Annotated in this window: 10 protein-coding genes and 1 pseudogene; 6 read left to right on the forward strand and 5 right to left on the reverse strand. The window is 74.8% G+C overall.

Annotated features, from left to right (window positions below):
- Positions 1 to 9: 9 nt before the first annotated feature.
- Positions 10 to 960 (reverse strand): DMT family transporter, encoded by a 951-nt coding sequence (locus ACLWS4_RS02705; RefSeq protein WP_416873240.1) that lies wholly within the window; start codon positions 958 to 960, stop codon positions 10 to 12.
- A 172-nt stretch (positions 961 to 1132) separates the two neighbouring features.
- Complete coding sequence (locus ACLWS4_RS02710; protein ID WP_049649217.1) at positions 1133 to 1729, reverse strand: cupin domain-containing protein; 597 nt, start codon at positions 1727 to 1729, stop codon at positions 1133 to 1135.
- A 34-nt stretch (positions 1730 to 1763) separates the two neighbouring features.
- Between ACLWS4_RS02710 and ACLWS4_RS02715 the strand changes: the two genes are divergently transcribed.
- A complete protein-coding gene (locus tag ACLWS4_RS02715) occupies positions 1764 to 1895 on the forward strand; it encodes a hypothetical protein (protein ID WP_416873241.1) in 132 nt (43 codons plus the stop codon).
- Positions 1896 to 1956: 61 nt separating this feature from the next.
- Positions 1957 to 2664: a TetR/AcrR family transcriptional regulator gene (locus ACLWS4_RS02720; protein WP_117490533.1), complete on the forward strand. Its 708-nt coding sequence runs from the start codon at positions 1957 to 1959 to the stop codon at positions 2662 to 2664.
- A 97-nt stretch (positions 2665 to 2761) separates the two neighbouring features.
- On the opposite strand, the gene ACLWS4_RS02725 is transcribed toward ACLWS4_RS02720, so the two are convergent.
- The 3 genes from ACLWS4_RS02725 to ACLWS4_RS02735 all read right to left on the reverse strand — a co-directional run bounded on the left by ACLWS4_RS02725 (position 2762) and on the right by ACLWS4_RS02735 (position 7167).
- Positions 2762 to 4399 carry an amidohydrolase gene (locus tag ACLWS4_RS02725; protein WP_416873242.1) on the reverse strand — a complete coding sequence of 546 codons (1638 nt, stop codon included), beginning with the start codon at positions 4397 to 4399 and terminating at the stop codon, positions 2762 to 2764.
- A 53-nt stretch (positions 4400 to 4452) separates the two neighbouring features.
- Complete coding sequence (locus ACLWS4_RS02730; protein ID WP_049649220.1) at positions 4453 to 5880, reverse strand: APC family permease; 1428 nt, start codon at positions 5878 to 5880, stop codon at positions 4453 to 4455.
- Positions 5881 to 6183: 303 nt separating this feature from the next.
- Complete coding sequence (locus ACLWS4_RS02735) at positions 6184 to 7167, reverse strand: helix-turn-helix transcriptional regulator (protein ID WP_049649231.1); 984 nt, start codon at positions 7165 to 7167, stop codon at positions 6184 to 6186.
- A gap of 329 nt (positions 7168 to 7496) precedes the next feature.
- Between ACLWS4_RS02735 and ACLWS4_RS02740 the strand changes: the two are divergent.
- The 4 genes and pseudogenes from ACLWS4_RS02740 to ACLWS4_RS02755 all read left to right on the forward strand — a co-directional run.
- Positions 7497 to 8759: pseudogene (locus ACLWS4_RS02740) on the forward strand (IS256 family transposase); the annotation flags it as partial.
- A gap of 266 nt (positions 8760 to 9025) precedes the next feature.
- Entirely contained in the window at positions 9026 to 9184 is a 159-nt protein-coding gene (locus ACLWS4_RS02745) for a hypothetical protein (protein WP_158077742.1), read from the forward strand.
- Positions 9185 to 9303: 119 nt separating this feature from the next.
- Positions 9304 to 9516: an MbtH family protein gene (locus ACLWS4_RS02750; protein WP_049649760.1), complete on the forward strand. Its 213-nt coding sequence runs from the start codon at positions 9304 to 9306 to the stop codon at positions 9514 to 9516.
- 585 nt (positions 9517 to 10101) lie between these two features.
- Positions 10102 to 19860: an amino acid adenylation domain-containing protein gene (locus tag ACLWS4_RS02755; RefSeq protein ID WP_416873243.1), complete on the forward strand. Its 9759-nt coding sequence runs from the start codon at positions 10102 to 10104 to the stop codon at positions 19858 to 19860.
- The last annotated feature ends 19 nt before the right edge of the window (positions 19861 to 19879 follow it).

The raw sequence follows: 19879 nt of genomic DNA on the forward strand, positions 1-19879 counted from the left end.
TCCCGCCATTCAGCGGTGGACACGGTTCGCCAGGAAGGTGCCGGCCGAGGCGAGGACCAGCCCGGCCAGGGTCAGCACGCCGAGCGGCTGGTCGAGCAGCACCGCGGCGAAGGCGGCGGTGCACATCGGGACCAGGTAGAACAGGCTGCTGACCTGGCTCGTGCCGTGCCGCTGCAGCAGGTGGTAGAGCAGGCCCACGCCGACGATCGAGTTGATCAGCGCCGTCCACAGCAGCACCGGCCAGTACGAGGCGGTGAACTCCACGGACCAGCCCTCGACCAGCAGCGCGGGAACCAGCGCCGCCGCCGCGGCGGCCAGCAGCTGCACCGCGTTGCCGCCCACCGGCTCCATCCGCGCGCAATGGCGCTTCTGGTGGACGGTGCCGTATGAGATGCCGAGCAGGCCCAGCAACAGGAAGCCGAGGCCCAGCAGGTAGCCGCCGGACAGGTCGATCCGGTCCGCGACGGCCAGCGCGACGCCGCCCAGCCCGAGCACCAGGCCCAGGCACTGGCCGCGGGTGACCCGCTCACCGAGCAGCGGCACCGCCAGCAGCGATGTGGTCAGCGGGTAGAGCGCGATGACCAGCGCGGCGAGCCCGGAGGACACCCCGAGCTTCATGCCCATGTAGATGCTGGAGAACTGCACGCCCTGGACGAGCACACCCGCCACCGCCAGGTGCAGCAGCAGGCGCCCGCGGGGCAGGCGCTCCCGGCGGATTCCGGCGATCGCCAGCAGTACCAGCCCGGCGATCGCGAACCGCAAGGTCGCGAAGGTGTACGGCGCGGCGTGCCGCAGGCCGAGCTTGCCGGAGATGAATCCGGAGCTCCAGACCACCACGAGCGCCACACGCAGGGCCGCGCCGGTCCCCCGGCCCCGCCGCTCGTCGGTCCCCACGGGCGGGCCTGCGTCCGGGACGGCTTCGCGCGCGGCGCCCTCGAGCGGCGGGGTCGGCATCGTCATCTCCGAGCTCCTCTGGATCTCCTCGATTGTTCGATATAGAGCACCGTAGAGCAGAATATCGCTCACGTCGAGACGGGCAGGCCCTGCGGCGACATCCCGGGACCGAAACGCCGACTGCCCCACGGACCGCTGTCCGTGGGGCAGTTGGCGAGCAGGCGGCGACGCCCGGAAGTCAGTAGAGGCTGGAGAAGAGGACCCCCACCAGCTGGGCCGGCTCGTCCGTCTCGTTGCGGAAGCTGTGCGGATGGCCGGCCGAGAACTGGATGCTGTCGCCGGCTCCCAGCACGTGGTCCACCCCGTTGTAACGGACCACCAGCTCACCCCGGGTGACAGTGATCAGATCGGACCCCTCGTGCTGGAGCTCCTCGCCGAGACCGCTGTGCGGCGCGAAGTCACCGGTGACCACCTGGTAGCCGAGCTCCGGGGAGCGCACCACCCGGTAGACCACCCCCGGGGCCCGCTGGAGCTCCTCCTGCCCCTCCCGGGGGAACAGCGCGGGGGTCGCCCGCCCCCGGGAGAAGCCCAGGAAGGAACCGACGTCGTGGCCGAACACCCGGGCGAGCCGGCCGAGCCGCTCCAGCGCGATGTCGGTCTCCCCGCGCTCCAGCGAAGCCAGGAAGGAGACCGACAGCCCGCACTCGGCGGCCACCTGCCGCAGCGACATGCCGCGCTGGGTGCGCAGCCGCTGCAGCACCTCGCCGGGGCGCGGGAAGCCCAGCTCCGGATCGCGGGGTCCGGGAGCGCCGGTGGAGGGTGCCGAATCAGCCATGATCGCATCCTAGGCGCCGCAGACCTGCCCACCAATGCCCGTGCACGCCCGCTCCCGGGCCTCGCCCGACGCGGCCCCGGAACCCGCCCCCCACGCCTCCCGCGCCTCCCCCGCCGTCCGCGGCTTCGGCGCCCGGGCGGCCGCGTGCCGCACCGTCTCCTGCTGAGGCCGGGCTTCCGCTCCCGACCCCTGGTTTGTGTCAGCATCCTTGACATAACCTCGGGCGCATGACCGACCGCGTAGTCCCCGAGCCGCAACGGCGGCGGCGGCGACCCACCAAGCAGGGTGTGGTGCTTTCCGCCGAGCTGATCGTCGACACCGCGATCCGGCTGATCGGCCGGCACGGCGCCGAGGCGCTCACGGTGCGGCGGCTGGGCGCCGCGCTCGGGGCCGATCCGAGCGCGGTCTACCGCTACTTCCACAGCACCGACGACCTGCTGCTCGCCGTCGCCGACGAGCTGATCGGCCGGGCCCAGCACGACTGGCGGCCCACCGGCGACTGGCGCGCCGACCTGCGCGCCATCGGCCTGCGCATCCACGCCAGTTACCTGGCCCACCCGCAGGCCGCCATCCTCGCCGCCCACCGCACCACCGGCCGCGCCCACGAGATCGCCGCCGTCGAGGCGATCCTCGGCGTCCTGCGCACGGCGGGCTTCCCGGACCCGGAGGCCGTCCGGATCTACCACGCCTTCGTCGACCAGAGCCTCGGCTTCGCCGCCCTGGACGCCGCCACCCTCGCCCTGCCGTCCGCCGCCCAGAACGCCGACCTCGAGGTCTGGCAGGCCTCCTACGCCCGGCTCGACGCCGCCGAGCACCCCCACATCGCGGCCACCGCCCACCTGCTCACCGCCGACATGCGCCGCAGCGGCTACCCGTACGCCCTGGACCTGCTGCTGGACGCCGCCGAGGCCCGGCTGCGGGCCGCCGGGGGCTGAACCCCCGTCCGCCGAACCCCTGCCGGGGAACGCGAGGGCCGCCGGTGGTGGGCCCCCGTGCGCCCACCACCGGCGGCCGGTCCGGCCCCTGCCGCGGTCAGTCCGCCGCGTGCACCAGCTCCCCGCCGACGTAGGTGCGCTCCACCCGCGCCTGCGCGATCTCCTCCGGCGGCCCGGTGAGGATGTCCCGGTCGAGCACCACCAGGTCCGCGAGCCGCCCGACGGCCAGCACCCCGGCGTCGTCGTGCCCGTTGAGGTACGCGCTGCCGGCCGTGTACGCGGCGATGGCCGAGCCCAGGTCGAGCCGCTGCTCGGGCAGGAAGACCCGCCCGTCGGTGGCCTCCGGCTCCATCCGGTTGACCGCCACGTGCAGCCCCGCCAGCGGGTCCGGGCTGCTCACCGGCCAGTCGCTGCCCGCCGCGAGGGTGGCGCCGGCCCGCTGGAGGGAGCCGAACGGGTACTGCCAGGCGGCCCGCTCCGGCCCGAGGAACGGGATGGTCAGCTCGTCCATCTGCGGCTCGTGCGCGGCCCAGAGCGGCTGGATGTTGGCGACGGCGCCGAGCCGGGCGAAGCGCGGGAGGTCGTCCGGGTGGACCACCTGGAGGTGGGCGAGGTGGTGCCGGGCGCCGCGCCGGCCGTTGGCGGTGCGGGCGGCTTCGATCGCGTCCAGCGCCTCGCGCACGGCCCGGTCGCCGAGCGCGTGGAAGTGCACCTGGAAGTCGAGCGCGTCCAGTGCGGTGACGTACCCGCGCAGTGCCTCCGGGTCGACGAAGCTGAGGCCGGAGTTGGCGGTGGCGCAGCCGCAGCCGTCCAGGTACGGGCTGGTCATCGCGGCGGTGAAGTTCTCCGCGATGCCGTCCTGCATGATCTTCACCGAGCCGGCCCGGAACCGTCCGTGGGCCAGGTCCCCGCGCCGCCGCACGAGGTCGGGGATCTGGTCGGCGCCGCGGTCCCGGTCCCACCAGAGCGCGCCGGTCACCCGGGCGGTCAGCGCGCCGGAGCGGGCGGCGGCCAGGTAGGCGTCGGACGGGTCCGGCTGGCCGTTGAACTCGCCGAGCAGCGCGTCCTGCCAGCCGGTGATGCCGAGCGAGTGCAGCAGCCGCTGGGCGCGGAGCAGTCCGGCCAGCCGGTCGGCGGCGGTGGCGGGCGGCAGCAGCCGGGCGACCAGGGCGGTGGCGCCCTCCTGGAGGGTGCCGCCGGGGGTGCCGTCGGCCTCGCGCTCGATCCGCCCGTCGGCCGGGTCGGGGGTGTCGGCGGTGAGCCCGGCGAGTTCCAGCGCCCGGGTGTTGGCCCAGGCGCCGTGGTGGTCCCGGTTGGTGAGGTACACCGGCCGGTCAGGGACGACGGAGTCGAGCAGCTGCCGGGTGGGCAGGCCGCCTTCGAAGCTCTCCATCGACCACCCGCTGCCGGTGATCCACTCCTGGTCCGGGTGGGCCTCGGCGTACGCCCGGATCCGCTCCAGGTAGTCGGCGACGCCGACCGTCCCGGTGAGGTCGCAGGAGGCCAGCTCGGCGCCGCCGAACACGGCGTGGATGTGCGCGTCCTGGAAGCCGGGCAGCAGCAGCTTGCCGGTGAGGTCGACGACCTCGGTCCGCGGCCCGATCAGCTCCCGGACCTCGTCGTGCCCGACGGCGGCGATCCGCTCGCCGACGACCGCCAGCCCGCTCGCCCGGGTGCGGGCCGCGTCGCCGGTGTGGACGGGGCCATGGGTGAAGACCAGATCGGCCTGGGTCATGGGTGGTGCTCCGTTCTCGCGTGGTCGTGCCTGGTCGTGCGTCGTACGGGCGGCTACCCGGCCGCCGCGTCCTCCCGCAGGAAGTACGGCGAGCGCCGCCGCCAGCGGGCCCAGGCCGCCGCCGGCAGCCCGCTGACGATCATCATGATCACCACGGACAGCTCGAACCAACCATTGTCGGCGGCGAGTTCGAAGTGGTCCGTGGAGTCGTAGAAGGTCCAGGCGAGGTAGCCGCCGACGGCGAGCAGCGCCGCCGCGCCCAGCAGCGGCCCGACCACCGCGCGCAGCCCCTCCAGCGGGGCGGTGCGCAGCAGGTGGCGGAACCGGACGGCGGCCGCGACGGCGGTCAGCGCGTAGTAGAGGGCGACGACGATGCCGATCGCGTTGACCGCGGCCGAGATCAGGTCGTTGACGGTCGGGATGGCGATGGAGGCCAGCGCCAGGGCGACGGCGACGCCGGTGATCAGCAGGGTGCCGACGGCGGGCGTGGCGTGCCGGGGGTGCAGGCGGGTCCAGACCGGGCCGAGCACCCGGTCGCGCCCCATCGCGTACATCCCGCGCGCGGTCGGGATCACCGAGGACTGCAGCGAGGCCACCGCGGAGAACATCAGCGCGATCAACGGCAGTGCGGCCAGCGGCTGTTCGGCCAGCTTCGTGCCGAAGTAGGTCAGCCCGTGGGCGCCGTTGTCGGCCAGCTCGTCGATCGGCAGGACCCGCTGGAAGGCGGTGCCGGCGAGCAGGAACAGCGCCAGCATCACCACCAGGGCCAGCAGGCCGCCCCGGGAGGCGTCCCGCGGGTCGCGCACCTCCTCGCCGACGCTGAACACCGACTCGAAGCCCCAGTAGCAGAACACCGCCAGCACCATGCCCTGGGCGACGGCGTCGAAGGAGGGAATGTCGAAGGGGTTGAACCACTGGAGCGAGAATGGCTGGTCGCCGGCGAACAGCCCGTAGCCGCAGAAGCCGAGCAGGACGGCGTACTCGAAGACCAGCAGCGCCTTCTGCAGCCGGGCCGCCAGGTCCAGTCCGCGCACCGCGACCAGCGCGGCGCCCACCAGCACCACCAGGCCGATCAGGGTGCACTGGACGGTGGAGTCGGCGTCGAGCCGCAGCCCGGCCACGCTGCGGACGTGGGCCTGGTCGAGCAGCTGGACGATCGAGGAGCCGGTGACGGTCGTGGTGTACGCCATGAAGACGACGGTCCCCACGGTGTTCACCCACCCGGTGAGGAAGCCCAACCAGGGGCTGAGGGTTCGCCCGACCCACCGGTAGCTGCTGCCCGCGTCCGGCTCGACGGCGTTCAGCCGCCCGTACCCGCCGGCGATGGCGAGCACCGGCAGGAAGGCCAGCAGCATGATCGCCGGAAGGTGCAGGCCGACCACCCCGGCCATCAGCCCCAGGCCGATCCCGATGCTGCTGGTGGCGGCCGTGCTGGAGGCGGCGATCGCCGCCCCGTCCAGCAGACCGAGCGACTTGTGCATCGCGACGTGCGTTCCTGCCGCGTCCGCTCTCGGACCGCCGCCCGTGTCCTTCACCGTCGATGCCAACGGATCACCGCCTTGGTCGTGGGGTGCGCGTGTGGGGGAAGCTCCCGTACCGGTCGTGGGGGGTGACGCGGGCCGGAAGTGCGAGCCATGAAACCGGCGGCGCCGCCACACGTCAATGCCGTTGTCATAAGGCCGCACGCACCGCCGAAAGCGCCACCGCCGGACCCGTGGCGGGTCCGGCGGTGGCGAAGCGGGTGAAGCAGGCGAAGCGGGCGAAGCGCGCGGCGCGCGGGCCGGTCAGAGTTCGTCGAGGGGTTCGTCCAGGACGCCCTGGCGGGCGATGATGTAGCCGAGGTGGCCGCGGCTGCGGCTGCCGAGGAGTTCGCTGGCCTTCTGGATGTGGCTGGACACGGTGCGGGTGCTCATGCCGAGGCGGGAGGCGATGGCCTCGTCGGTGTAGCCGTTGACCATCAGGCGCAGCACGTTCTGCCGGGTGCGGGCGGTCAGCAGCCGGGGGCGGTGGTGGCCCTGCTGGTAGGTGACGGGCTCGGCGCGCTCCCACATCAGCTCGAAGATCTTGAGCAGGTACTCGACCAGCGGCGGGAGTTCGATGAGCATCGCGGCGGCCTGGCGGTCGGCGCCGGCCGGAATGAAGGCGGTGGAGCGGTCGCAGATGATCACCCGGTCGAAGACCTCGTTCAGGGTGCGCACCTGGGCGCCCTGGGCGGTGACCTGCTCGATGTAGGCCAGCGTCGGGCCGTGCGAGCGCACGGTGTGCTGGTAGAGGGTGCGTTGGCGCACGCCGCGGCCGGCCAGGGCGAGGTCGCGCGGGAGCGCGTCGCCCAGTTGCTCGGGGCCGCGGCCGCCGCCCGGCTGGGCGGTGAGCAGTTCCTCGCTGCAGGCGGCGACGGCCTTCTCCAGCGCGGGGTTGATCTCCTCGCCCGCCAGCAGCCGGATCGGCAACTTGGCGCGCCGCATGACGTCGCGGTAGGTGTGCTCGGCGGCGTGGAAGGAGGTGTGCAGCGCGGCGAGCCGCTCCTGGTGGGCCAGTACGGCGAGTTCGAGCGGCCGCGCCAGTCCGGTGGCGGCGATGTCGGGCGGGACGGGGACGAGCCGGTCACCGGAGCCGGGCAGCGGGCGCAGCAGACCCATCGCGAGCAGGCATTCGGGGGCTTCGCCGACCGCCTCCCCCTCGGCCAGCGCCGTGCGGTAGAACTCGATGCCCCGGTCGCAGAGCTGGGGTGTTCCCCTTTCCGCGCAGTTGTCCTGACTTGGGCACATCTGGGCATCCTTCCGGCTTCGGCATTGCGGTTTCACGAATGCCCGTACCGGCTACCGCCAGGCATCCGAACCGGCAAGATGGAAGTGACTGCCGTTCGGAAGCCGCCCCCCGGGCTCCGACAGCCGTGAGTGTACGCCCAAAGGGCGCGGAAATCATCGGCTGACGGTAGTCGGGCGTGCACGCAAACGGGGAGCCGGGGTCACGGTCGTGACCGTACCCGGCAGCGGTGACCGGGGGATTGCCGGCGCATCGCACCTGGCGTTCCGACGGGACGTCCGGAGCGGGCGGTCGGTGCACGGAACGGCCTACAGACGGAAGGCACCCCCAGTTGCGAGCTGATTCCGACCCGGCGGCACCGCCCGCCGCCCTCGCCGGCCTGGTGGACCAGCGCCTGGTGCGGCAGTTGGCGGAGGCCGCCGCCGCGCAGGTCGGCTCCGGCGCGGTCCGGCTGCTGGGCGACGGCGGGATTCTCCAGGCCTTCGCCAAGCAGCTGATCGAGGGCGCCCTGGAGCTCGAACTCCAGGAGCACCTGCGCGGCTCCGGCAACGGCAACAGCAACGGCAGCGGCACCGGCAACGGCTCCGGTCCCGGCGGCAACGGCCGCAACGGCGCCCGGGCCAGACGGCTGCTCACCGAGATCGGCCCGGTCGAGGTGCGGGTGCCCCGGGACCGTGAGGGCAGCTTCACCCCCAAGGCCGTCCTCCCCCGCGCCCGGCGGCTGCCCGGGCTCGACCGGCTGGTGATCTCGCTGACCGCGCGCGGCCTCAGTTCGGGCGAGCTGGTGGCGCACCTGGCCGAGGTGTACGGCGTGGAGCTGAGCCGGGAGACCGTCTCGGCCATCACCGACCAGGTGCTGGACGAGCTCGCCGAGCGGCGCGGGCGGCGGCTCGATCCGGTCTACCCGGTGGTCTTCGTCGACTCGGTGCGCAGCGGCCGCTCGGGCGGGCCGCTGGTGCACCTGGCGCTCGGGGTCTCCACCGAGGGCCGGCGCGAGGTGCTGGGCCTGTGGCCGGCCACGGACGGTGAGCAGTGGCCGCAGGTGCTGGCGGGGCTCGCCGAGCGCGGGGTGCGGGAGGTCTGGGTGCTGGTGGGCGGCACCGGTGCGGTGCTGGCGGAGGCGGCGGCCGAGCAGTGGCCGCGCACGGTGGTGCACGGTTCGGTGGCGCACCTGCTGCACGCGGCGCTGCGGCACGCGCCCGGCGAGGACTGGGGCGCGCTCTCTCGGGCGCTGCGCGAGACCTGTACGGCGCCGACCGAGGCGGCGGCGCTGGAGCGGCTGGCCCAGGCCGAGCGGGAGTGGGGGCCGAGCCACCGCGAGGTGTTCCGGGTGTGGCGGTCGGCCTGGCCGCTGCTGGCCCCCGGTTTCCGCTTCGGCCCGGAGGCGCGGCGGCTGCTGACCGGCGGGGGCGCGCTGGAGCGGCTGCACGCCCGGCTGCGCCGGATCGAGCAGTCCGCGGGGCGGGTGCAGGACGAACGGGCGGCGCTCAAGCGCGCCTACCTGGCGACGCTCGCCCTGGAGTCGCCGACCGGGACGGGCCGGCCGTGGGTCGAGGACTGGCCCGCCGTCCGGGAGGAGTTGCGCCGGGGCTCGCTGCGGCGGGCCGGAGTGCCCGCTTCCGCCCCGCGATGTCCTCCGCGATGTCCCACGCGCCCACGGAGTTCCCACCACTGATCTGACAGACCCAGGTACGACTTGGATCATGTCTGTCTGTTTTTGGCACGATCTGACCGGGCTTCCGGTTCCCGCATTGCGTGTTCACGATCACAGTGAGAGCTTCCAAGCACGTTTGGGGCTTCGGCAGGATGCATTTCAGAGCGAAGAGGGCAGACCGCCCTCCTCAGGAAGAGGAATTCGCGATGCCAAGCCTTGCCGTCCGCGTCCACAAGATGCTCGGGATGCTCGCCGTCCTGCTGGCCGCCGTGGTCGGCCTCCAGCTCCACGCCCAGCCGCACCTGTCCACGGTCTCCGTCACCGCCCACGACGCCCCCAGCGAGGACTCCGGCTGGGGTCCGTGAGCCGCGGCTCCGTTTGATCACATCCGGTCACGTCCGACCACCCTGCTCCTCCCCTTCTCGCACTGCTCTGCACGGCTACGAACCAGATCTGCACAGCTACGAACAGAGAGGAACCGACGATGGCGAACCCGTTCGAGGATGCCGAGGCCAGCTACCTCGTCCTGACGAACGACGAGGGCCAGCACTCGCTGTGGCCGGCCTTCAGCCCGGTGCCCGCCGGTTGGCAGCAGGTGTTCGGTGCCGCCGGACGGCAGGACTGCCTCGACTACGTCGAGCAGAACTGGCAGGACCTGCGGCCGAAGAGCCTCATCGCGCACCTGTCCGAGCACTGACCCCGGCCACCGCCCACCGACCGTCGGACCGCTGAGCACCGCGCGGCCGCCGGACGGGGATCCGCGCCGAACGGCCGCTCACCCGGTCGCACCACCTCGGCGGCGCGGCACCCGGCACAGCACCATCCGGCAGGGCACCACCCGGCAGGGCACCACCTGACAGCGCACCACCTCGGCAACGCACCCGGGGCAGACCGCCGCTCACCCGGCACCGCCCCGCACCCGAGCCGCCCCTCACCAGGCCGCTCGCCCGGTCGTCGGCGCACCGCACCGCCGGAGCCCGCCGACACCGCCCCACCACACCACCGCAGCACCCCGTCACCGCCGCGCGGCCGCACCGTCACGCCGCCGGCGCGGTCCCGTGTCCGACGTCTACGCGCGTGCATCGAACAGCACCGGCGCGCCACCACCCTCCGCACCGCCGCACCGCACCCGTGTGCCGCACGGACGTCACACGAAGCACACCGCAGCACCGCAAGACGACCGCAACATCGCTCCGCCGACCCCCGGGCCGACCGCCCCGGGGTCAACCCAGCTCGCCGCTCCCGCCACCGCGGGAGCCAGCCGCACGAGGGAGAGAGTCACATGTCCGGGGTCCAGCAGACGCACAGATCCGAGCAGCGGCCGGAAGCGGCCGAGGTCCTGTGCCGACTGTTCGCGGAGGTGCTCGGCCGGGAGTCGGTCGACCCCGCGGCGGGCTTCTACGACCTGGGCGGCGACCGGCCCGCCGCCGAGCGGCTGCTGGCCCGCGTGCACGAGGAGTTCGGCGTCCGCCTGGAACCGTCCGTCCTGGCGGACGCCCCCACCCCCGCCGCGCTGGCCGCCCGGCTGGCCCGCCCCGACACCCGCCCGACCCTCACCGAGCTGGTCGACGCCCAGGTCGCCCGCACCCCGGACGCCCCCGCCCTGTACGCCGAGGGCACCACCCTCACGTACGCCGAGCTGGACGCCCGCGCCAACCGGCTGGCCCGGGTGCTGGCCGCCCGCGGCCTGGGCACCGAGGACGTCGTCGCGCTGGCCCTGCCGAAGTCCCCCGAGGCGATCGCCGCGATCCTCGCCGTCGCCAAGACCGGCGCCGCCTGGCTGCCCGCCGACCCGGCCTACCCGGCCGAGCGGCTGCGCCACATGCTGACCGACTCCCGCGCCGCCCTGGTGCTCACCACCGCCGGGGCCGCCGGCCAGCTGCCGGAGACCGGCGCCCCCCGGCTGCTGATCGACTCCGCCGAGCACCTCGCCGACCTGGCCGCGCGCTCCGGGGACCGGTTCACCGCCGCCGAGCGGGTACGGCCGGTGAGCGCGCCGAACACCGCGTACGTCATCTACACCTCCGGCTCCACCGGCGTGCCCAAGGGCGTGGCCGTCACCCACACCGGGCTGCCCAGCATGGTCGGCACCCAGGTCGCCGCCACCGGGGTCGGCCCCGGCAGCCGGGTGCTCCAGGCCTCCTCGCTCAGCTTCGACGTCTCGGTCTCGGACCTGTCCGTGGCGCTCACCACCGGCGCCGCCCTGGTGCTGCCGCGCGAGCAGAGCCAGCTGGTCGGCGAGCCGCTGGCCGCCCTGATCGACCGGTTCGGCGTCACCCACGCCGACGTCGCCACCGCGATGATCTCCACCCTGCCCGACCTGCCGATGCCCTCGCTGCGCACCCTGATCGGCGGCGGCGAGGCGGTCTCCCGCGAGCTGGCCGCCCGCTGCGGCCGCGGCCGGCTGATGCTCAACAGCTACGGGCCGACCGAGGCCACCGTCATCGTCAGCATGAGCGAGCCGCTCACCGGCGAGGAGCTGCCCCCGATCGGCCGGCCCTGCCAGGACGTGCGCATCCACGTGCTGGACGAGCAGCTGCGCCAGGTCGAGCCGGGCAGCGTCGGCGAGCTGTACCTGGCCGGCCCGCACCTGGCCCGCGGCTACCTGAACCGCCCGGGCCTGACCGCCGAGCGCTTCGTGGCCGACCCGTACGGCGAGCCCGGCGACCGGATGTACCGCACCGGGGACCTCGGCAGCTACCGCCCGGACGGCCAGCTGGACTTCCTCGGCCGGGCCGACGACCAGGTGAAGATCCGCGGCTTCCGGGTGGAGCTCGGCGAGATCGAGCAGACCCTCTCCGCCCACCCCGAGGTGCGCCAGGCCGTGGTGCTGGTCCGCGAGGACCGCCCGGGCGAGCGCCGCCTGGTCGGCTACACCGTCGGCGCCGCCGACCCGGCCGAGCTGCGGGCGTACTGCGCCGAGCGGCTGCCCGACCACATGGTGCCCGTCGTCGTGGTGCTCGACCGGCTGCCGCTCACGCCCAACGGCAAGGTGGACAAGCGCGCCCTGCCCGCGCCGGTGTTCGGCGCCGGCGAGGAGGACGGCCGCGCCCCCGCCGGCGAGCTGGAGCACACCCTGGTCCGGCTGTTCGGCGAGGTGCTGGGCCTGCCCCGGGTGGGCGTCACGGACTCCTTCTTCGAGCTCGGCGGCGACTCCATCGTGGCCATCCAGCTGGTCTCCCGGGCCCGGCACGCGGGCCTCCAGCTCACCCCGCGCGAGGTGTTCCTCGCCCCGACCGTCGAGAAGCTGGCGCTGATCGCCCGTCCGCTGGAGGGACCGGTCGTCGTCGAGCCCGCCGGGTCCGGCCTCGGCGAGGTGCCGCCGACGCCCATCGTGCACTGGCTGGCCGCCCAGCACGGCGCGGTGGAGAGCTTCTACCAGTCCACCCTGCTCACCCTGCCCGCCGGCACCACGCGGGAGCACCTGACCACCGCCGTCCAGGCCCTGCTCGACCACCACGACCTGTTCCGCGCCCGCACCTCCCCGCTCGCCGAGCGCCCCTGGACGCTGCACGTGCCCGAGCCCGGCGCCGTCCCCGCCGACGCCGTGCTGCGCCGGGTCGAGGGCCGGGCCGACGCGGACGCGCTGCGCGCCGAGACGGAGGCCGCCCGCGGGCGCCTGTCGCCCGAGGACGGCCGGATGGTCCAGGCCGTGCGCTTCGACGCCGGCCCGGAGCAGCCCTCGCAGCTGCTGCTGGTGATCCACCACCTGGTGGTGGACGGCGTCACCTGGCGCATCGTCGAGGAGGACCTGCTCGGCGCGCTCGCCGCGCTCCGCGAGGACCGCGCCGTCGAGCTCGCCCCGGTGCCCACCTCCTTCCGCCGCTGGGCCCAGCGCCTCACCACCGAGGCCAACACCGACCGCCGGGCCGCCGAACTCCCGCTCTGGCAGGCGGCGTTGGCCACCCCGGACCCGCTGCTCGGCGGCCGCCCGCTGGACCCGGCCCAGGACACCTACGCCACCGAGGGCCTGCTGCGGCTCGTGCTGCCCGCCGCGACCACCCGGGCGCTGCTCACCAAGGTCACCGCCGCCTACCACGCCCAGGTCAACGACGTGCTGCTGACCGGGCTGGCCCTGGCCCTCGGCCACTGGCGCGGCCAGGAGACCACCGGGCCCGACGGCGCCGTGCTGGTCACCGTGGAGGGCCACGGCCGCGAGGAGGTCGTCGACGGCGTCGACCTGCACCGCACCGCCGGCTGGTTCACCTCCGTCTACCCCGTCCGGCTCGCCCCCGGGGCGCTGCCCTGGTCCGAGGTCACCGCGGCCGGCCCCGCACTCGGCCGGGCCCTCGGCCGGGTGAAGGAGCAGCTGCGCGCCGTCCCCGACAACGGCATCGGCTTCGGCCTGCTGCGCCACCTCAACCCGGACACCGCCGCCGCGCTGGCCGGGCACGCCGACCCGCAGATCGAGTTCAACTACCTGGGCCGCTTCGCGCCCGAGGGCGTCACCGCCGAGGACGTGCTCGCCGGCACCGAGGCGATGTCCGAGGGCGCCGCGACCGGCCTCGCCCTCGGCCGGGTGCTCGGCCTGGACGCCACCACCGTGGACACCCCGCAGGGCCCGCTGCTGGTCGCCCAGTGGTCCTACGCCACCGGGCTGCTCTCCGAGGAGCGGGTGCAGGCCTTCGCCAAGGCCTGGTTCGCCGCGCTGGGCGCGCTCGCCGAGCACGCCGAGCGGCCGGACGCGGGCGGGCACACCCCCTCCGACTTCCCGCTGGTCGCCGTCACCCAGGACGAGCTGGACGGGCTCGCCGCCCACCACGCCCCCGCCCGCCTGGTCGACGTCTGGCCGACCTCGCCGCTCCAGCAGGGCATGGCCTTCCACTCGGCGTACGACGCCGACGGCGCGGACGTCTACACCTCGGTCGTCACCTTCGACCTCGACGGCCCGGTGGACGCCGACCGGCTGCGCGCCGCCGCCGAGGCGCTGCTGGTGCGCCAGCCCAACCTCCGGGCCGCCTTCCACCAGCGGCACGACGGCCCGCCGGTGCAGGTCGTCCCGGACGGCGTCGAACTGCCCTTCACCGTCGTGGACCTGAGCGGCCACGCCGAACCGGAGGCGGAGGCCGGGCGGATCGCCGCCGCCGAGTACGGCCGCCGCTTCGACCTCGACCGCCCGCCGCTGCTGCGCTACACCCTGCTCCGGCTCGCCCCCGGGCGCCACCAGCTGATCGCCTCCGCGCACCACATCCTGCTGGACGGCTGGTCGACCCCGCTGTTCGCCGAGGAGCTGTGGGCGCTGTACTTCGAGCAGCCGATGGCCCCGGCCGCCCCGTACCGCGAGTACCTGCGCTGGATCACCCGGCGCGACGGCGACACCGCCCGCGCCGCCTGGGCCCACGCCCTGGCCGGCGCCGACGAGCCCACCCTGCTCGCCCCCGGCCGCTCGGCGGCCGTCCCGCAGCTGCCGCTGCGCCTGCACACCGGGCTCTCCCCGGAGAGCACCGAGGCCCTCGCCCGCACCGCCCGCCGCTACGGCGTCACCCTCAACACCCTGGTCCAGGCGGCCTGGGGCGTGCTACTGGCCCGGCTCACCGGGCGCGAGGACGTGCTGTTCGGCACCACCGTCTCCGGCCGGCCGCACGACCTGCCGGGCGTGGAGCGGATGATGGGCCTGCTCATCAACACCGTGCCGGTGCGGGTGCGCCTGGACCAGGCGGAGAGCTGGGGCCAGCTGCTGCTGCGCCTCCAGCACGAGCAGTCCGCGCTGCTGGACCACCAGCACCTCAGCCTCACCGAGATCCAGCAACTCGCCGGCATGGGAAGCCTGTTCGACACCGTCACGGTGTACGGCAACTACCCGGACCCGTCCGCGCTGGACGACGCCGACCCGAGCGGCGCCACCCGCGTCACCCTGGTCGAGGACGTCGACAGCGCCCACTACCCGCTGGTGCTGGCCCTCACCCCCGGCGACGGCCTCCAGCTGCGGCTGGACCACCAGCCGGACGCCTTCACCACCGGGGAGGCCCGCGCCCTGCTGGACCGCTTCCTCGCCCTGCTCGACCGGATCGTCGCCGACCCGGCCGAACTCGTCGGCACCGTCGAGGTGTTGACCGCGACCGAGCGCGCCGAGCTGGTCACCGAGTGGAGCGGCACCAGCACCCCGCTGCCGGAGGGTTCGCTGCCCGAGCTGTTCGAGGCGCGGGCCGCCGCGACCCCGGACGCGCTCGCGCTCACCGCGGACGACGCCGAGCTGACCTACGCGCAGCTCAACGCCCGGGCCAACGGCCTGGCGCTGCGGCTGGTCGAGGCCGGGGTGGTCCGGGAGACGCCGGTCGCGCTGATGATCGACCGCTCGGCCGCCCAGGTGGTGGCGATCCTGGCCGTGCTCAAGGCCGGCGGCCTGTACGTCCCGCTGGACGACGCCCAGCCCGCCGACCGGCTGCGGACCGTCCTCGACGACGCCGGGGCCGCCCTGGTGCTGGCCGACGCCGCCCACCGCGAGCACCCCGCGCTGGCCGGACTGACGGTGCTCGACCCGCATGCCGAGGAGCACCCCGAGAACCTCGGACTGCCGCAGCGCGCCGACCAGTTGGTGTACGTGATGCACACCTCCGGCTCGACCGGCGTGCCCAAGGGCATCGCCATCACCCACCGCGGTGTGGTGGACCTCGCGCTCGGCGGCCAGTTCACCGGAGGCGGCCACGAGCGGCTGCCGGTGCACGCGCCCTCCGCCTTCGACGCCTCCACCTACGAGATCTGGACCCCGCTGCTCTCCGGCGGCCAGCTGGTGATCGCCCCGGCCGGCCGGCTCGGCATCGCCGAGCTGGCGGCGGTGATCGGCCACGAGCGGACCACCTCCGCCTGGATCAGCGTCGGCCTCTTCAACGTGCTGGCCGCCGAGGCCCCGGAGACCTTCACCGGGCTGCACGAGGTGTGGACGGGCGGCGACATCGCCTCGCCGGTCGCCATGCGGCGGGTGCTGGACAGCTGCCCCGGGCTGCGGCTGATCAACGTCTACGGGCCGACCGAGACGACCACCTTCGCCACGCACTTCCCGATGACCTCGGCCGCCGAGGTGCCGGCCGTCGTGCCGATCGGCCGGCCGCTGCCCAACAACCGGCTGTACGTGCTGGACGCCGGGCTGCGCCCGGTGCCGGTCGGCGTGCCCGGCGAGCTGTACATCGGCGGCTCCGGCCTGGCCCGCGGCTACGTCCGCCGCCCCGGCCTGACCTCCGAGCGCTTCGTGGCCTGCCCGTTCGGCGAGCCCGGCGGCCGGATGTACCGCACCGGAGACGTGGTGCGCTGGACGCCCGCGGGCGAACTGGAGTTCGTCGGTCGAGCGGACGACCAGGTCAAGCTGCGCGGCTTCCGGATCGAACTCGGCGAGGTGGAGGCGGCGTTCACCGCCCACCCGGAGGTCGGCCAGGTCTGCGTGGCGGTCCGCCAGGACCAGCCGGGCGACAAGCGCCTGGTCGCGTACGTCACCGGCGAGGTGCGGGCCGACGCGCTGCGCGACTTCGTCACCGAGCGGCTGCCCGGCTACATGCTGCCCGCCGCGATCGTCGTCCTCGACGAGCTGCCGGTGAACCCCAACGGCAAGGTGGACCGCAAGGCCCTGCCCGCGCCCGACTACAACGGCGCCGACGGCGGGCGCGAGCCGCGCAACGCCACCGAGCAGGCCCTGTGCGCGCTGTTCGCCGAGGTCCTCGGGCTGGCCCGGATCAGCATCGACGACAACTTCTTCGACCGCGGCGGCCACTCGCTGCTCGCCACCAAGCTGGTCAGCCGCATCCGCGCCGGCCTCGGCGCCGAGCTGCCGATCCGCACGCTCTTCGACAACCCGACGGTGGCGCTGCTGGCCGCCGCCCTGCCCGACTCCGCGGCGGCCCGCCCGGCCCTGCGGCCGGCCGAGCGGCCGGAGCGCGTGCCGCTCTCCTCCGCCCAGCAACGCCTGTGGTTCATCGAGCAGTTCGAGGGCCCCAGCGCGCTCTACAACACCCCCGTCGCGGTCCGGCTCACCGGCGCCGTCGACCTGCCCGCCCTGGAGCAGGCCGTCCGGGACGTGGTGGAGCGGCACGAGGTGCTGCGCACCGTCTTCCCGACCGTCGACGGCCAGCCGCACCAACAGGTCGTCGAGGCGGGCGGGTTGTCGCTGCGCCAGGTGCCGGTGGCCGACGAGGGGCAGCTGCGGGCGGCCCTGGTCGCGGCCGGCGAGGAGGTCTTCGACCTCGCCCACGACCTGCCGGTGCGCGCCACCCTGCTGTCGCTGCCGAACGACGAGCACGTCCTGCTGGTGCTGATGCACCACATCGCCAGCGACGGCTGGTCGGTCGGGCCGCTCTTCCGCGACCTCGCCGAGGCCTACCGGGCCCGGACCGCCGGCGCCGCGCCCACCCGCGCGCCGCTGCCGGTGCAGTACGCCGACTACACCCTCTGGCAGCGCGAGCTGCTCGGCACCGACGAGCGGCCCAGCGCCCTGCTGACCGACCAACTCGCCTACTGGCAGCAGGCCCTGGCCGAGGCCCCGGAGGAGCTGGCGCTCCCCTACGACCGTCCGCGCCCGGCCGTGCCGGGGCACCGGGGCGGCCTGGTGGAGGTCACCGTCGACGCCGAACTGCACGGCGCGCTCGGCGAGTTGGCCTCCGGCCGGCACGCCAGCCTGTTCATGGCGCTGCAGGCCGCGGTCGCCACCCTCTACACCCGCCTCGGCGCCGGCACCGACCTGCCGCTCGGCACCCCCGTGGCCGGCCGCACCGACGAGGCCCTGGACGACCTGGTCGGCTTCTTCGTCAACACCCTGCTGCTGCGCACCGACACCAGCGGCGACCCGACCTTCCGCGAGCTGCTCGACCGCGTCCGGCGCGCCGACCTGGACGCCTACGACCACCAGGACATCCCCTTCGAGCGCCTGGTCGAGCACCTCAACCCCACCCGCACCCCCGCCCGCCACCCGCTCTTCCAGACCCTGGTGGCGCTGGAGAGCCGGGTCACGGTGCCGGCCGAGTTCGGCGGCCTGGGCTGCGCGGAGCACCCCTTCGAGCTGGACGTCGCCAAGTTCGACCTGTCCTTCCGCTTCACCGAGCAGGGCCCGCAGGCGGGCCTGACGGTGGCGGTCGAGTACGCGGTCGACCTCTTCGACCACGCCACCGCCACCGCCCTCGGCGAGCGGCTGCTGCGCGTCCTGCGCGCCGCCGCGGCCGCCCCGGACGCGCCGATCGGCGGCATCGGGATCCTCGCCCCGGCCGAGCGCGAGCAGCTGCTCACCGGCTGGAACGACACCGCCGCTCCCGTCCCGGACGCGACCCTGCCGGAGCTGTTCGAGGCGCGGGCCGCCGCCACCCCCGACGCGCCGGCCGTGGTCTTCGGCACCGAGCGGCTGAGCTACGCCGAACTGGACTCCCGGGCCGAGCACCTGGCGGCGCACCTGGCCCGCGCCGGGGTCGGCGCCGAGACGCCGGTGGTCCTGCTGATGGACCGCTCCGCCGACCTGCTGACCGCGATCCTCGCGGTGGCCAAGGCCGGCGGCACCTACGTCCCGCTGGACGACCGGCACCCGGCCGAGCGGCTGCGGCGGATCACCGCCGAGACGGCCGCCGCGCTCGTCCTGGTCGACCCGGCGCACCGCGACCACCCGCTGGCCGCCGACGCCCCCTGCCCCGTCCTGCCGCTCACCGAGGGCTGGTTCGACGGTCCGCGCGAGCGGCGCGCCCACCGGGCCGCGCCCCACCCGGAGCAGCTCGCGTACGTGATGTTCACCTCCGGCTCCACCGGGGAGCCCAAGGGCATCGCGATCAGCCACCGGGACGTGGTGCAGCTCGCCACCGACCCGTGCTGGCGGCACGACGAGGGCCTGCGGGTGCTGTTCCACGCGCCGCACGCCTTCGACGCCTCGACCTACGAGATCTGGGTGCCGCTGCTCTCCGGCGGCCAGGTGGTCGTCGCGCCGCGGGGCGACCTGGACGCGGCCGCCATCCGCGGGCTGGTCCGCGAGCACGCGCTCACCCACGTCCACGTCACCGCCGGTCTGTTCCGGGTCATCGCGGAGGAGGACCCGGGCATCTTCGCCGGTGTGCGCGAGGTGCTGACCGGCGGCGACGTGGTCTCCGCCCCGGCCGTGCGCCGGGTGCTGGAGGCCGTCCCCGGCATCGCGGTGCGGGCCCTGTACGGGCCGACCGAGACCACCCTGTGCGCCACCCAGTACCCGATGCCTGACGCCGCGGCGGTGCCGAACGTGGTGCCGATCGGGCGCCCGCTGGCCAACACCCGGCTGTACGTGCTGGACGCCGCGCTCCAGCCCGTCCCGGCCGGGGTGGCGGGCGAGCTGTACATCGCCGGGGCCGGCCTGGCCCGCGGCTACGTCGGCCGCCCGGCGCTCAGTGCCGAGCGCTTCGTCGCCTGTCCCTTCGACGGGGATGGCGGCCGGATGTACCGCACCGGCGACCTCGCCCGCTGGACGGCGGACGGCGTCCTGGAGTTCCTCGGCCGGGCCGACGACCAGGTCAAGATCCGCGGCTTCCGGATCGAACTCGGCGAGGTGGAGGCGGCGTTCACCGCCCACGAGGGCGTCGGCCAGGCGCTCGCGGTGGTCCGCGAGGACCAGCCGGGCGACAAGCGCCTGGTGGTGTACGCCACCGGCAAGGCCACCGACGGCGAGCTGCGCGCCTTCGTCGCGGACCGCCTCGCCGCCTACATGCTCCCGGCCGCCGTGGTCGTCCTGGACAGCCTGCCGGTCACGGCCAACGGCAAGGTCGACCGCAGGGCCCTGCCCGCGCCCGAGTACGCCGGGGCGGCCGAGGGCCGCGCCCCGCGCACCGAGCGCGAGCGGGAGCTGTGCGCCCTGTTCGCCGAGGTGCTGGGCGTGGAGACGGTCAGCATCGACGACCGGTTCTTCGACCTCGGCGGCCACTCCCTGCTCGCCACCCGGCTGGTCAGCCGGATCCGCGCCACCCTCGGCGCGGAACTGCCGATCCGCACGCTGTTCGACGCGCCAACGGTCGCCGCCCTCGCCGCCGTCCTGCCCGGGGGCGAGGCGGCGCCCGCGCCGAAGAAGGCCCGCCCGGCCCTGCGGCCGATGCGCCGCCCGAGCGGCCAGGCCTGACCCGCGGCAGGACGCGGGC

Source organism: Kitasatospora sp. SC0581, from assembly GCF_048159585.1.
GTDB lineage: Bacteria > Actinomycetota > Actinomycetes > Streptomycetales > Streptomycetaceae > Kitasatospora.